This window comes from Sphingobacterium griseoflavum (genome assembly GCF_014653155.1).
GTDB classification, from domain to species: Bacteria; Bacteroidota; Bacteroidia; order Sphingobacteriales; family Sphingobacteriaceae; genus Sphingobacterium; species Sphingobacterium griseoflavum.
In genome coordinates, this window is sequence record NZ_BNAF01000004.1 from 313588 (window position 1) to 329830 (window position 16243).

Consider the following 16243-nt stretch of genomic DNA (forward strand, 5'->3'; position numbering starts at 1 on the left):
GTATGGACAATTTTTATGTAATAACCGGTGGCCCCGGTGTAGGTAAAACTACATTGCTCCATGAACTGGGGAAAAGTGGTTTCCGAACCGTCGCGGAAGACGCGAGGCGAATTATTCAGGATGAAATAAAAAACGATGGTGATGGTGTCCCCTGGAAAAACAAAGCATACTATACCGTGTTGATGTTGCAGGCATCGGTCGAGCAGTACGTTCTATATCGTGACAGTGATGATAGAGAAATTCATTTCTTTGATAGGGGAATTTTAGATGCTTGCTGTTACGCAGAGATGATGCACATCGATATGCCCGATGATGTACAGTATGCAGCCGCTCGGCTACGATATAATCGGAAAGTATTTATTCTACCTCCATGGAAAGAAATCTACAAGCATGATGAAGAAAGAAGACAAGATTGGAGGGAGGCCGTGTATACCTATGAGGCTATCCAATCTACCTATAGGACGCATGGGTATGAACTTATAGAGGTTCCGAAGGAATCCGTTCAACATAGAGTCGATTTTGTTGTCAGTCAAATTCGCGGTTAGTGCTTTTTGTGAGGTATCACGGTAAGTGGCGTCAACCCAATGCAACTTATGCTAGGATGCAGTGCTCGGAAAGCTGGTTTGACACCTACTCTGCAGCTATCTGCGCGAAACAGATCACAGACGCGCCTAACAACCATTATAGCCTATAGTATGAAACACAAGTAAACATATTTCAATATTTCCTGAACAAAAATTATGTTCTTCGAAAGAGGAAATTAGACAATAGATGATCACACAAACCTAACCAGACACTTTTCTATCATAGAGACGGATCTTTATCGCAGTCGGAATAATATGGGCTAGCGTATAGCTAATCCATAGAAGATTGCTGAAATTGTCTATTTTTTTTAATTGTATCATGGCGAACGTTAGTTTTTGGCCACAGATTTATAAATGTTTTTACGTAAAATACTTTTTTTAAAAAAACTGATCCTGCGATGTAGCGCGGTGATTGGTCTATACGTTTTTATACTTGTTTTTGAATTATATCTATCTATAAATTGTTAATAGTTGTTAAAATAACTTTTATTAACCTACATTTGCCACTGATGGAGCTAGATACCCAAGATTTACTCCATATTCTATCTGAAAAAACTAAACAAATAATCAAGATGAAAGAAAAAGTACTAAGTATTTTGTTTGTGATTTCCTGTCTTATAAGCTACTCTTATGCGCAAAGCAGGCAATTGACTGGAAAGGTCACCTCTGCAGCGGATGGTTCTGCTATAAGTGGGGCATCCATTGCCATCGTTGGCACCTCTGCTGCCACGCAAACCGATGAATCTGGAAATTATGCACTGTCGGTATCAGGAACTGAGGTAGAGCTATCCATTTCCTATATCGGTTTTGTTGCGCAGCGTATAAAGGTAGGTAATCGAACAAGCCTTGATGTAGCTTTGGTAAGCGACGACGAGACGCTTGAGGAAGTTGTTGTAACAGCCTTAGGTATTTCCAGAGACAAAAAGTCGCTGGGTTATGCTACGCAAGAGGTAAAAGGTGATGTGCTAACCGCGGCCAGAGGAGGTAACGCGCTACAGTCGTTGTCAGGAAATGTAGCTGGTGCGGTTATATCTGCCCCGTCCTCCAGTCTTGGCGGTTCAACGCGGATTGTGCTACGTGGTATAGGTTCTTTAACAGGTGAAAATCGGCCATTGCTTGTGGTCGATGGTATACCCATGGATAATTCGAACTACAATTCCAATAATGCGCAACGCGGAGCAGGCGGCAGGGACTATGGTGATGCAGGTTTTGATATCAATCCAGACGATATTGAGTCTGTCAATGTACTCAAAGGGGGGCCAGCTTCAGCGCTTTATGGCGCTAGGGCAGCGAATGGTGTCGTACTTATCAAAACGAAATCCGCAAAGCGCGGCCGTGATGAGATTGTATTGAACACAGGTGTCGCTTTCGAAAATTTAGGTATAACCCCGAAGCTGCAAAAGTTGTATGGAGGTGGGTTCGATTCAGAATTTGCTACTGCAACCATAAATGGCCAAGAGTTTCCAGTAGCAGATTACAGTGCTGACGAATCATGGGGACCGCGACTCGATGGGCAACAGGTTCTTCACTGGGATGCTTTTGACCCGAATGATACCGAAAATTATCTAAAAACGCGTCCGTGGTCTTACCCTACGAATGATTACCGAACATTCTTCAACACAGGAGTAAGCTATACAAACGCCCTTTCACTCGCTAAATCTTACGAGAATACAGCCGCACGTCTATCGTTGTCCAATGTTTCCCAAAGTGGTATTGTTCCGAATACGGAGCTAAAAAGAAGTACCGTTGCGCTAAGTTTGGATAACAAGTTTTCCGACAAGTTAACTGCTCGCGGGACAATCAATTATGTCAGGACAAATGGGTTCAACCGCCCCGAACAAGGTTACGGCGACAATTCCATCGGACAGAAGATGTTCCAGTGGGGGCAAACGCAACTGGACTACAGCAGGCTCAAAAATTACAAAACGGCCTCTGGCGAGCAGAAATCTTGGAATAGGTCTTCTTGGGACGATGCCACTCCAAAATATTCGGACAATTATTATTGGATCGTAAACGAGAATACAGCGACAGATCAGCGTGATCGCTTCTACGGAAATGTTGAGCTACGGTATGATATCATGCCGGGACTATACGCAACAGGTAATATATACGGGGATAATTACACCTTGAAAATAAATTCGCAGGTCGCTGTAGGTTCGCAGGCGGTATCTTCTTTTACAGAAAGCTTGCGTGAGTTTACCGAAATGAATTATGAGGGACGTATCCATTTTGATAAAAAATGGAATGTGTTTTCGCTGAATGCATTTGCAGGTACGAATCGAAGAAATACGACCCGTTATTCCTCAAATGCTGCTACGGCTGGCGGATTGATCGTTCCAAACCTTTATACAATCAACAATAGTGCGGAAGCGGCGACCATCAACACGGATCTATCAAGAAAGCGTGTGAACTCGGTTTTTGGTAATTTCTCTGCAGGTTACAAAGATTTGCTATTCGTTGACTTTGGCTGGCGAAACGATTGGTCTTCGACCTTGCCAAAAGACAATAATTCTTACTTTTATCCATCCGTTACAGGATCGTTTGTTTTCTCACAACTTTACAAACCGTCTTGGCTGAATTTTGGTAAATTACGCGCCGGTTGGTCTCAAGTTGGTAATGACACGGATCCATATCGCCTATTGGATGTGTATCTAAATAACGTGTACAATAACACCAGTTACCTTGATAACCCATATTTCCTGCTTGGCTTGTCGAAACTTAACGCAAATCTAAGGCCGGAAACCAAGAAATCATACGAGTTTGGTTTAGAAGCTCAATTTTTGGATAATAGATTGGGTATTGATTTCACTTACTACAATGAGGAAACGACCGATTTAATTATGAGCGTTTCTACAGGCGCCGAAACCGGATACAGTTCGAAGGTAATGAATGCTGGAAGGGCGGTAAATAAGGGCGTTGAAGCTATGCTTACTGTAGTTCCTGTTAGATCGGGCGCTTTTGAATGGTCATCGAACATTAACTTTTCTCGAAACCGTAATAAAGTAGTTGAACTATTTGGCGACTTGCAAACACTGACGATTGCCACGGCTCCTTTCAAGGCTTCTCTTATTGCTAGCGTAGATCAGCCATTCGGTCAAATTTATGGTTCGGATTTTATTTATGACGATGATGGAAATAAAGTTGTAGGCGCGAACGGATTATACTTAGCCTCTGATGTCCAAAATCTAGGATCGATATTGCCCGACTTTAACGCAGGTTGGCGCAATACGTTCAATTATAAAAACCTGTCACTTTCCGCACTGATCGACATGCAAAAAGGTGGAAAATTCTTCTCGACATCCAACATGTTTGGTAGCTACACAGGTGTCTTAGAAGAAACGGCCGCCAATGGTGTTCGCGAATCTGGAATGGTAAGCGAAGGCGTTACGGGTACTGTGACGCGAAATGCAGACGGCACATACACCGTGACTAATACGGCTCCAAATGAAGAAAATGTATCAGCACAGCAATACTACGGTCACTACTACGGTGGGCCAACAGCGCAAAACGTATTTAATGCCGATTATATAAAGCTTCGGGAGATCACACTTGGCTATACCTTATCAAGCGAATTTGTTAACAAACTACGCCTGAAGAGCGCGACAATTTCTGGATTTGCTAGAAATATCGCTACCTGGGGGTTGGATAATAGGAATTTTGATCCGGAAATGGCAACAACTGGTAGCGGAAATATTCAAGGGTTTGAGGGTGGAAATCTGCCTGCATCCCGCACATTCGGCGTGAACTTAAGATTGCAATTTTAATACTAACTGGACTTTACAATGAAAAATATAAAAACTATACTATTTTCTTGCCTTATTGGAATAGGTACAACGGCCAATGTTTCATGTACAAAAGATTTGGAGGAAATTAATGTGAACCCCAATGCGCCCGAGATTGTTCCAACCTATACGGTATTTAATGGTGCGAACCGTTATTTGTTTGATAACACCCGAGATGGCTGGTGGATGACAAGAATGTCCATGCCATGGATGCAGTATGTCGCCCAAAACAACTATGTTGAAGAAGATAAATACCAGTATCGAGATGCACAAACCACCAATGGGTGGATATACCTCTATCGTGTAGCAAATAACTTCAAGGACATCATTGAGAAATGCGAGGATCCCGAGTTGAGCAGCCAAATGTCAGGCTATGGTGATCTTGATAATCAAATTGCAGTTTCTAGAATAATGCTTGCATATGTTTTTGACAACTTGGTAAGCCATTTTGGCCCCGTACCCTACTGGTCTTACGGCCAGCAAGACAACGAAAATTTTCAGGCTTTAGATATCGATAACTTTGTTACGCCTGTCTATGCTTCCGAAGAAGAAATATACGCCGATCTCTTAAAGGAACTAAAGGAGGCTGCTAATCAATTAAACGAAGATCAACCCGTTTTCAATCAAGGCGATAACATCTATGGTGGCGATGCTACAAAATGGAAACGTTTTGCCAACTCGATGCGTTTACGGATTGCCAACCGCATCAAGGCAGTCTATTCGGGTGCAAATGCTGAAATTCAAGATGCTATTGCTTCCGGCGTATTTACTTCGAATGAAGATAATGCAGTTCATGCATTTGGATCTACCAACATTGAAGCAAATCCATTTTGGAAGTTATTTTACGTAGACAACAGAACCGATTTTTGGGTAAACAGGTCCTTCATCAATCTTTTAAAGGGTGTTACGGGTAATTTTGGATTGGATCCTCGGTTGTATAAAGTAGCGGCTCCGAAAGGGCTGACGTTCGCGGCATACAATAGTGGATATACGGATTCGGAGAACCTGGAAGATTACACCGGTATGCCATATGGATTGCCTCGCGTGGAGACCTATTATCAGCAATCTGCTAACATCAACTTCTTTTCCAAGGATTTTATAAAAGTTGATAGGGGTGAGGTACTGATGGAATATTCTGAAGTAGCCTTCTTGTTGAGTGAGATTAATTCTTGGTCGCAGGAGCAGTACGAAAATGGTGTACGCGCAAATATGGAGCGTCTGGGTGTCGCGGAAACGCAAATTGCGGACTATATTACTAATCTACCTGTCGCAAGCGAGCGAAGCGTTCTGACACAAAAATATATCACCTTGCTCTATAACCCTGACGAGTCTTGGAATGAGTATAGGCGCACAGGATATCCAGACACCGAAGTTTTATTGATGCCTGGAGAGTCTACGACTAGACCGCATGACGGCTCAGCATATACCTTTACGCCAATGCAGTCTGGGAATGTTGTCGCTACGGATATTCCGGCAAGGATAAGATATCCGGTCACGCAACAAACCTTGAATAGAAACAATTGGTCTGCTGCTGCCGCTGAATTTGGAGGCGATGAGATCGATAAGAAGCTTTACTTTGCTAAGTAGCAGCATGGATATTAAATTTTTATAAAAATGATGTGCTGGTGCAATTAAAATAACCTGCCGCATTTTGTTATCAAGCGACAACATTTGCTGTAGACCGTTAAATATGAAAGGTTTTCTAAAGATGTTGTTTTAGAGAATTTGAAAGCTGACTCTTGAAAAGAGCTCAGCTTTCATTTTAAAAGTACATGTTGCAAAACTACCTTCTTCCGCTGCCTTGAGGAAGTGTCATTCAATTGCTTCGGCAACTTGGCGCCCTTAGCGTATTAAGCCTTTAATTGGTAAAAACAAACTTCAGTCTCAACAGCCTTCAGGCATTAATGCCTGTGGGCATCGGTCTCTGCCATTAACTCCCGGTAGGCCTCGCTGAACAGCATAGCTAGTTTTGGGTTTTGTTCCGTTAGCAAGGGGATCAAATTCTGTTGCAGCGCATCGTTATACTCGTTGTCGGGGTGCGGGCCGTCCATTATAAAGCGAAAAACACTTCGCACCTCTTGTTCGGACCGTTTGGATAGGGATTCGCAAGCGGCTTTCGTATCATGCTGCAGCCTGTCGGCAAATCCGAAACACTCCGTAATATGATCAGCTTCCCACACACCGTCTATACAGATGTCTATAAATTTTTTGTAGTACAGCGCATTCGGTATCGTCTTCAGCGAAGCAAAATATTTGATCACATTTTTCCCTTCCGGATAGGAGTACAGTGGTGCTGCGCCTGTTTTAGGATCATAGCCAAATAGATCTTGCATCTCCTGAAATGTTTGCGGAAAAGCGCAGAAGAACTTTACATCGGCATGCTCCAGCGTCTTATCCATATACTTTATCAAGGTGTCCGCCCGCTGTTTTGCGTTGTCGAATGTCCATGTCGAGCAGTTAGCTATAGCGTCTACCGCATATCGAGGATCGTTTGACACGTGGTTTTTAAGGGCACTTGTATCGTGGCCATTATTTGTTGTAGACTGCCGCACGTCGTTGCAGGAAATCAGGAAAAATATCCAGATCGTATATGCTAGCACATTTTTCATTTGCGTTGGTTTAACTGTTCTCATGTTGCCTTCTCTTGATCATATCCTATATCGAATGCTTAATATACGCAAGTCAACCGGCCTATACTAAAAAATAATAAGAATATGTGGCCGCTAAGCCCTATCTATGTTCGCGAAGTTTATCGCCACAACATGTAATTGTCACCGGTCTCCAAAGCCGCGTCATCTAGCGCTTTCACAGCAATGACTTTCGGAGATGGATTTTTACCCACCGTATGCATTTCACCATCCAGTGGAATAATTTGAAGGCTCCAGGTGCCCGGTCTAAATGTTGCCGGCTGATAATCGGATGCGATAAGCAAGAATTTTCCGTCAGGCGAAAATACACCCGCACGTTCTTGTGTCGGACTATCCGTAACCTGCATTAATGCTGCTCCATCGCTATTCATAACGTAAATATGCTTGTCGATCCGCATTGAGATTTTTGACCCATCTTGATTGCAATTTATATTGCCCCAATCTGGATAATTCATTTCTTTTATGGCGACAATTTCATCATACGGCGGACTTGTCTTTAATATATGCTGGCCGTCAAACGTAAACACAATACTATTGTCTGCGAGCATACACGCTTCATCGCCTAACGTTAAATTCTTTCCGTTTACAGTTCGAAGATGCGTGACGATATTGCCGTCGCTATCAAGTACAACAATTCCATGGTTAAGATCTGGCTGAATTAAGATATGCGCTTTATCTGCGCTCAGCTTGCCTGCCGTTAAACGATCCTCCCCGGCAAGTCGTGGATAGATGGTCTCTTTGGAAGGCTCGCCACTTGTTGTATTGACAAAGCTAAATTTTATGTTTTGGAAATCGCCCGCAATGGACGACGTTTCTAGCCGTGTAAGCCCGTCCCAACTCACATCCCACCCGTTCAAAGCATAATTGTTTTGCTCAAAATAGATACTTTTTTCACCACTCCGTAAATCTAAGGAATAGATTTTCTCTCCTCGGTCATATAGAATATGGCCAGTTAGGTTTTGGCTACCTGCACCATCCTCTTCGCGATTAGCTTTGCTGCAGCCAACTGCCAATAGCATCAAGGATATGAAAATGTTTGTGAATCCTACGTTTTTCATAATAAATAGCATTTATAGCACGAATATGTGCAATAAAAATGCCCAATCTTATCCACGAAAACCAGTATTTCTTATTCTGGTAGGTCTTGTCGTGAAGAATACGTTCAGCGAGATTATGCGAAGTACGAACAGATTGTTCAATGCACTATGAGGGATAATTTAAAGTTGAGGATACGGATGTTTGCTATCAGAGAGGAATGCAGAAATCCTACGAGGCGTCTTTCTTAAACAAGTTTAACTTTTTTCAATTTTATATGCTCTTCCTTTGTGTAAAACAATTTAAAAAAAATAGAACTATGCAAAAAAGATTTAACATGAAGGAAGTTGCTCCTCAGGCGCTAAAAGCGATGATCGCGTTAGAAACGTATCTTTCTAGGGCTTCCATAGCACACACAACGAAAGAACTTATCAAAATACGAGCATCGCAAATTAACGGCTGTGCCTACTGTATCAATATTCACACGGCAGATGCCATCAAAAATGGCGAAACAACGCAACGTATTTTTCTTTTGAATGCTTGGAAAGAAACCGAAGGCATTTATACCGCAGAAGAGAAATTGGTGTTGTCAATCACAGAAGAAATAACGCTAATCCATCACAACGGATTATCGGACGAGACCTATGCAAACGCTTTGCAGTTTTTTAGCGAAGCTCAAATTGCAGATATTATTACGGCCGTGATTACCATCAACCTTTGGAATAGGGTGGTGCTAAGCACCCATCTACAAATTGGGCAAAGCCTTGCATAGCATTCCTGCACGGCTGAATCGGTTTTAGCCGTTCCAATGTAAAAAAAAGAGCATGGCCGGTAGTGCTATATATCGCAAGTATCCGACGGCGGCTTGGTTTTGATCATTTTCAAAGAAGAACGAAGAGTATTTAATAACATAACGATGTGGACAAAAGAAAATATACCGGACCTGACCGGTAAGACAGCGCTGGTAACCGGGGGCAATACCGGTATCGGATACGAAACGGTACTGGCGCTTTACGAAAAAGGAGCAAATGTTACGCTCGCGGCAAGGGATGAGAAGAAAGCGGCTGCGGCGGTCGAGAACATTAGATCGGCAACCAAAGGAAAAGGAAATATAGAAATTGGTATCCTTAATCTATCAAACTTGGCCCATATAAAATCTTTTGCGGATGCTTTTAACGGCAAGCATGCGCAGCTTGATATATTGATCAACAACGCGGGGGTGATGATACCTCCGGCATCCAAAACGGACGACGGCTTCGAATTGCAGTTTGGTGTCAATTTCCTAGGACATTTTGCACTGACCGGACATTTGTTTCCCCTACTAAAAAAATCTACAACTGCGAGAATTGTTACGCTATCCAGTGGAGCCGCTACGTTAACGGATGGGATTGATTTTGAAAACCTGAAGTTGGAAAAGCCCTATAACGAATGGGCTTCGTATGCAGTCAGTAAACTGGCTGATATCCTATTTACATACGAACTGGACAGAAAACTGAAAGCGGCAGAACTGCATCTACTTGCTGTAGCAGCGCACCCCGGCGTGACGCGAACCGATTTACAACGCCACATCCCCAAGGAACATCTCCAAGGCATGTTCGCCGAATATGACGAAGTGATGCAGCCATGGCAAGGAGCCCTACCATCTCTATTTGCAGCAACAGACCCATCGGTGAAAGGAGGAGAGTTTTTCGGACCGGATGGGGAGAAAGAATTTTCAGGGTATCCAGCCTTGTCGAAACACAATACAACCGCGATGCGTGACGAACCATTGGCTAAAAAATTATGGCGGTATGCAGGAGGTATAACACGCGTTGCTTTTCATATGTAAAAGACCACATCGTATGCGGAGGAAGCAAGCTACTGGTGGCTATATTTGAAGCTGAACGAAATCGTTGCTCGGTCTGCAGCTTTGTTGCTATTTTTTTGATGGCATTAGCGCTTTTTATTGCACGCAGACATAGTAGATCTAAATGCAGGATAGGGCAGGACAGTCCTCTTAAGCATAGTATATATCTTTGCTACGAACACAAGCGATAAAAACAGATCCAAGTTTTTGATCTAAGCTAGTTAGCTGACAATTTGCATTTATAAACTTTCTTGTGCTATCGAGACGAAATACGATGATTTCTTTTAGACCGGTACATATATTACTGAACTATTTTTTATTTAAGGTTTAAAGTAACTGTTTGCAAACCAGTAATTTCATAAAATATGTCAATTTTGCTAAAACGATTTATTGCCTAAAGCTGCTCAGTGTATGTGAGCTAGTTTTGCAGATGTACGGAGCAGCGGTAGGGAATGTCTTATCGATGTAAAACACGGCAAGTAGGGTAGTTGCAAAACCGTTGTGTAGTAAAGGATTGTACTCATGAACAAGATAAAGAATACCGAGACATGATAAAAAAAACCATGAATGCGCTGAAATTTTCCCTCCTTTTTGTGGGAGTGGGTGTTTTTTTCTTACTGATGCCCCGTTACACGATTGCGCAGATGCAGCAAACATCACCGCGGATCATCAACATTGTCAATTTCATCAGGCAGACCGATTATCGCGTTCAACATGCAGATAGCCTATTGTTCGATGCGACAGAGAAGCAAGTGGCGCTGATGAAGCACTATAAGTTTCCTGGAACCTTTTTGCTGCAGTACGATGCCCTAATCAACCCCAAGTACCAGCAACTTTTAAAAGAGAAACTGGGGTCGGATTCCGAGATCGGGGCATGGTGGGAAATTACCCAGCCCCATGTAGAGGCTGCCGGTATTGCCTGGCGAGGGCGGCACCGCTGGGTGTCAACGGCCAATATTGCTTTCACGACAGGATATACGCCGCAGGAACGTGAAAAGCTGGTGGATGTCTACATGGTGAAGTTCAAGGAAATATTCGGCACTTATCCCAAATCTGTCGCCTCATGGTTCATTGACGCACATTCGCTGGCGTACATGCACGAGAAATATGGAATCGTTGCTTCTGCAAACTGCAAGGATCAGGTAGGAACGGACGGGTACACCCTATGGGGCGGATATTGGAACCAGACGTATTATCCCAGCAGGAAAAACGCGTACATGCCCGCTCAGAACAAAGAAAGCCAAATTCCGGTTCCCATCTTTAGGATGCTGGGCAGCGACCCTATCTATCAATACGATAAGGGGGTAGGTACCACCGGACAGGGCGTGATCTCGCTGGAGCCTGTTTACCGGGATGGCTGGATGGACAGGCGCTGGACGACGTTTTTCCTCGATGCCATCGTCAACCGGCCCAGCCTGGCCTTCAATTATGCGCAGGCGGGCCAGGAAAATTCGTTCACCTGGAAGGAGATGCGGGCCGGACTGGAAATGCAGTTCCCGTTATTGGATTCCTTGCGGAGGGCCAAGAGGATCAGGATCGAAACATTGGCGCAGTCTGGAACCTGGTTCAAGAGCCAGTTTGCAACTACTCCTGCAACAGCCGTAACGGCTGTGGAAGATTACCGAGACCAGGGAAACAAGAGTGTTTGGTACAACAGCCGTTACTACCGCGCAAATCTGTTTTGGGAGAGCGATGCTTTCCGCTTCAGGGATATCCATCTATTTGACGAAGACCTAGCATCCGATTACCTGGCACAGCCGGGTACGGGCGGACAGTTCTTTTATTATACTATACCGGTGGTGGACGGATTTTTCTGGAGCACAAAAGAGGAAAGAGCCGGATTACGCATCGTGCAAACCAACCAAAGGGGTGAGCGGCTGGAACTCAATTTGGCGAACCCCGAAATCATTGAAAAGTCAAGGGACGTACTGGAGGTCTGCGGAACGGACCATCAGGACAATGTTTTTGTGATCACGCTCAAAGAAGGATCGATTGACGTGGTGCGCAAGTCGGGTAAAACGAACCTGAAATGGAGCTTGGCATTATATGTTCCGGCAGCGCGACAATCGGAATTGCCGTTCGATTCAAGTACGGCTAAGCAGATCAGGGGTAGGTTTAAAGGCCACGCCTTCCAGCTGAAGCTGCAGCGCGGCACCCTGCGGCAAGATAAAGTAGGGGGTGTCGTTTTCAATATTGAACCATCCAGGGATAAAATTACGTTGATCACAAAAAAATAACGAAGCAGCGCTTAGGTAGCCATATAGCGCAGCATGACGCATAGATTCGTTTTTATAAAAAATGGTATCTTAGGTGGGTGGGCTGCTGATCCCATGAAATTTCTGAAATTTAACGATATATATATGATAGACATACTGCAGGCGAAGCAAGTACTCGTGCTGTTAGCCTTTACTCTTTTTGGCCATTCGCTGTCTGCTAATGCTTCGAAGAATGCCGCAAGACCCGTAGATCTGAAGGTCGAGCACCTGACAAGCCCCTTGGCCGTCGACCTATCGGATCCACGGTTGATGTGGCGGATGGACGATGACCGTAACGGAGCGAGGCAGCGCGCCTATAGGATCGTAGTTGGAGAAGACTCTACCGAGGTTTCAACAGGCCATGGAAGCGAATGGGACACGGACAAGGTCCGGGCCGACGATCAATTGGTCACCTACCGCGGAAACGCGTTAAAGCCATTGCGGAGATATTTTTGGAAAGTATGGGTCTGGGACAAAGATGGTGTGCCAAGTTCGTCTGCGGTATCGGTTTTCGAAACCGGCATGATGGGAATCGGCAGCTGGCAGGGTACTTGGATCAGCGATCACCATGATATCGACTACAAAAAGGCGCCCTACTTTAGGAAGGAGTTTGAGGCCGGAAAAAAGGTTAAATACGCGCGGGCCTATATTGCCGTGGCGGGTCTCTATGAACTCTCACTCAATGGAAAGCGAGTTGGAAACCACCGTTTGGACCCTATGTACACCCGTTTTGATCGACGTACGCTGTACGTTGCACATGATGTGACCAATCTTATCCAACAGGGGGCCAACGCGTTGGGCGTAGTTTTGGGGAATGGTTGGTATAATCACCAATCGCTCGCGGTTTGGGATTTCCATAACGCACCATGGCGCGCACGGCCGACATTCTGCATGGATCTCCGGATTGTATACGAAGATGGAACAACCGAAACCATCGTTTCTGGAAGCGATTGGAAAACCTCTACCGGACCGATTACGTTCAACAGTATCTATACGGCCGAACATTACGATGCACGGTTGGAGCAAGTGGGCTGGGATCAGCCAGGCTTCAACGCAGCCTCGTGGGAAGGCGTCCGCTACCGTAGCGTGCCCTCCCAACAGGTTGTCTCCCAACTGATGCAGCCCATCCGGCTAGTACGCTCGTATGTTCCAAAATCAATGAAAAAGTTCGATGACCAGACCTATGTGTTTGACATGGGACAGAATATGGCTGGGGTGACCAAAATCAAGGTAAAAGGAAAGGAAGGCACCGTGCTGAAGATCAAACATGGGGAACGCCTTTTCCAAAACGGACGTTTAGACCTGTCGAACATTGACGTATATTTCCGGGGCGACAAGGATTCTGACCCGTTTCAGACCGATCTGTTGATACTGAGCGGTAGGAAGGAGGATGAATTCATGGCCAAATTCAACTACAAGGGGTTCCGATATGTGGAAATTACCAGCAGCGAACCGATTGAACTGCATGAGGAAAACCTGACGGCCTATTTTATGCATAGCGATGTACAGCCGGTCGGTCAAGTGGAGACATCCTCGGCATTGGTGAATTCGTTGTGGGAGATTACCAATAATGCCTACCTGTCGAATCTCATGGGCTATCCAACAGACTGTCCGCAGCGTGAAAAAAATGGCTGGACGGGCGATGGACACCTCGCGATAGAAACGGCGCTGTATAACTTTGACGGCATTACCGTCTACGAAAAGTGGCTCGCCGACCATCGGGATGAGCAGCAGCCGAATGGGGTTTTGCCCGACATTGTCCCGACCGGTGGATGGGGGTATGGAACAGCCAATGGGTTGGATTGGACAAGCACCATAGCCATTATCCCGTGGGAGGTGTACAGATATTATGGAGACGCACGACTTTTGCGCGATTGCTATGAAAACATAAAACGCTATGTGGACTATGTAGTACGCATCAGTCCCAATGGGCTGACCACATTTGGACGAGGGGATTGGGTGCCTGTAAAATCGACCTCTAATCTGGAACTCACATCTTCTACTTATTTCTATACCGATGCGGTGATTCTCGCACGGGCGGCCAAATTATTTGGGAAAAGAGCAGATTACGAAAAATATACCGCATTAGGGCAAAAAATTAAGGATGCGATCAACGAAAAGTATCTGAACCGTGAAACAGGAATATATGCGGACGGTAGCCAAACGGAGTTGAGCGTTCCCCTGCATTGGGGTATTGTGCCTGAGGAGATGAAGGCAAAGGTCGCAGCCAACCTCAACGAGAAAGTGATAGCGTCTAATTATCACCTCGATGTCGGCGTTTTGGGGGCGAAGGCGCTGTTGAATGCATTGAACGATAACGGTTATGCAGAATCTGCATACAAAGTCGCCGTGCAGGATCGCTATCCCTCTTGGGGCTGGTGGGCCGTGAATGGCGCCACGACATTACTGGAAAACTGGGATCTAGATGCCAAGAGAGATATCTCGGATAACCATATGATGTTTGGCGAGATCGGAGGCTGGTTCTTCAAATCGATTGGCGGTATCTTACCCGATTCGGATCGCCCGGGCTTCAAGCACATCATTTTGCGCCCTATATTTCCGCAAACCTTGGACCATTCGATGGTCTCGCACACCGCTATGTACGGGACGATTGTTTCCAAATGGCAGAAAAAAGGAAAGGTTATCTCCTACGAAGTATGTGTGCCTGCAAACTCCACGGCAACCCTTTATATGCCAAGCAATGTGGAAGATAGAAAAGAAGTGAAGTTGGAAGCAGGGATGCATCAATTCGCGTTAAGATTAAAATAGTTTTGGTGGTTAGCTTTGTTGTAAAGGCTAACCACCAAATAACTGCCGACTAAAAAACGGAAGAAATTGAGTAATTGTACAGTAGCATATCGACACGCAAAACCCGACGAATCGCTGTGCGACCTTATCGAAAGTTTTTGGATGTTACATAACTTTGGATAGGATTTGGATAACTGGACAGGACTTGGATAATACGACGCCAAAAACAGTGAAGCCTGAACCGGACAGACAATTGTATTGGAAACGCGAGATAAACGCTGAAGGCATTTTATTATATCCGCTGCCTTTGGTGCTACTACACAAGTGTTAGGTTTTTTTTGTAATATGATGGATTTACTTGCATACTTTTCTTGAAGCACTTGGAAAAGTGAAAGCGATCAGCAAACCCACATTCGTGGGCTATTTCATCAATATTTTTGTCGCTGTGATGTATTAAATCAAGTGCCTTTTCAATTTTCTTTTTTGCCAAGTACTGTTGAATAGTTACTCCTGTACAATTTTTAAAAAGGCGAGCAAAAGAATTGGGAGCCATGTTGACCATGTTTGCAAACTCTTGATTCGATAAGGATCGGTTTTTGTTTTGTTCGATAAATTTCATGACCAAGGATATCCTTTGGTCTATCGGGTAGGCCTGAGGAAGGATGCTTTCTATTTGAAGCAGGCAGGAGCTGATAAATGCATTGATCTTAAGACAGTGGAAGAAACTGAAGTGATTTTCCCGGATGCAAGTTTGTATAATCTGTTCCAACAGGATTTCTTGTTCTGCATTTTTTTTTAATGCATAGATTCCAGGTTTCGCATAATCCATAGGAAACCCCAACGTGAAGTGTATGAACAAGTGATCCACTTTGCCGCAAGAACCTATCGACTGTATATCATCATTTAGCATAAATTTTCGTCCAGCAATATTTTCAAAGGTCCCCGGTTTTTCTGCATCGTGTAAGAAGCCCGTAAATGCTGTGTTTGGTGGAATAATCACCAGCGTATTTTCATTAAGCAAGATGAGCTGATTCTGAAAAATTATTTTAGCACCTTCGATGTAATTGTAATAGATACGCCAAAATGGAACCGATAGATCGAAGCAATCCCATTCGTCCAATATCCAATATCGGCAACATAATAATTTAATATTAATTTCCTTAAATTTCTGCTTGGTATCCGATGGATCTATTTTTATTTTCTCTGGAACTCTCCTAATCATAGCGTGTTTATTTGGTACATATAATGGTTGAATTGGTATATCGATACTTCAAATTTTATTTAGGTACTTTATATCGACAATTTAAACGCTATATACAATTATAAGTTAGGAAAAAAAAGTAAT

The 16243-nt window shown here is 44.2% G+C and carries 10 protein-coding genes; 7 read left to right on the forward strand and 3 right to left on the reverse strand.

Annotated features, from left to right (window positions below):
- The first annotated feature begins 2 nt into the window (after positions 1 to 2).
- The 3 genes from IE165_RS07240 (at position 3) to IE165_RS07250 (ending at position 5953) form a co-directional block, all read left to right on the forward strand.
- Positions 3 to 545, forward strand: a complete 543-nt coding sequence (locus IE165_RS07240) for an AAA family ATPase (RefSeq protein WP_189625932.1) — start codon at positions 3 to 5, stop codon at positions 543 to 545.
- A 611-nt stretch (positions 546 to 1156) separates the two neighbouring features.
- Entirely contained in the window at positions 1157 to 4348 is a 3192-nt protein-coding gene (locus IE165_RS07245) for a SusC/RagA family TonB-linked outer membrane protein (protein WP_189625933.1), read from the forward strand.
- 18 nt (positions 4349 to 4366) lie between these two features.
- Positions 4367 to 5953 (forward strand): SusD/RagB family nutrient-binding outer membrane lipoprotein, encoded by a 1587-nt coding sequence (locus IE165_RS07250; protein WP_189625934.1) that lies wholly within the window; start codon positions 4367 to 4369, stop codon positions 5951 to 5953.
- Between the two features lie 314 nt (positions 5954 to 6267).
- Here IE165_RS07250 and IE165_RS07255 read toward each other — a convergent pair whose 3' ends face one another.
- Positions 6268 to 6999, reverse strand: coding sequence for a hypothetical protein (locus tag IE165_RS07255; RefSeq protein ID WP_189625935.1), 732 nt, complete (start codon positions 6997 to 6999; stop codon positions 6268 to 6270).
- Between the two features lie 116 nt (positions 7000 to 7115).
- Positions 7116 to 8072: a TolB family protein gene (locus IE165_RS07260; protein WP_189625936.1), complete on the reverse strand. Its 957-nt coding sequence runs from the start codon at positions 8070 to 8072 to the stop codon at positions 7116 to 7118.
- Positions 8073 to 8368: 296 nt separating this feature from the next.
- Between IE165_RS07260 and IE165_RS07265 the strand changes: the two genes are divergently transcribed.
- The 4 genes from IE165_RS07265 (at position 8369) to IE165_RS07280 (ending at position 14919) form a co-directional block, all read left to right on the forward strand.
- Positions 8369 to 8821 (forward strand): carboxymuconolactone decarboxylase family protein, encoded by a 453-nt coding sequence (locus IE165_RS07265; RefSeq protein WP_189625937.1) that lies wholly within the window; start codon positions 8369 to 8371, stop codon positions 8819 to 8821.
- A gap of 144 nt (positions 8822 to 8965) precedes the next feature.
- Positions 8966 to 9877 (forward strand): oxidoreductase, encoded by a 912-nt coding sequence (locus IE165_RS07270; protein ID WP_189625938.1) that lies wholly within the window; start codon positions 8966 to 8968, stop codon positions 9875 to 9877.
- 566 nt (positions 9878 to 10443) lie between these two features.
- Complete coding sequence (locus IE165_RS07275; RefSeq protein ID WP_229826424.1) at positions 10444 to 12132, forward strand: DUF3863 domain-containing protein; 1689 nt, start codon at positions 10444 to 10446, stop codon at positions 12130 to 12132.
- 123 nt (positions 12133 to 12255) lie between these two features.
- Entirely contained in the window at positions 12256 to 14919 is a 2664-nt protein-coding gene (locus IE165_RS07280; RefSeq protein ID WP_189625939.1) for an alpha-L-rhamnosidase, read from the forward strand.
- Positions 14920 to 15214: 295 nt separating this feature from the next.
- Here IE165_RS07280 and IE165_RS07285 read toward each other — a convergent pair whose 3' ends face one another.
- The gene (locus tag IE165_RS07285) at positions 15215 to 16120 is read right to left on the reverse strand and encodes a helix-turn-helix domain-containing protein (RefSeq protein WP_189625940.1); all 906 of its coding nucleotides are present in this window, start codon (positions 16118 to 16120) and stop codon (positions 15215 to 15217) included.
- Between the last annotated feature and the right edge of the window lie 123 nt (positions 16121 to 16243).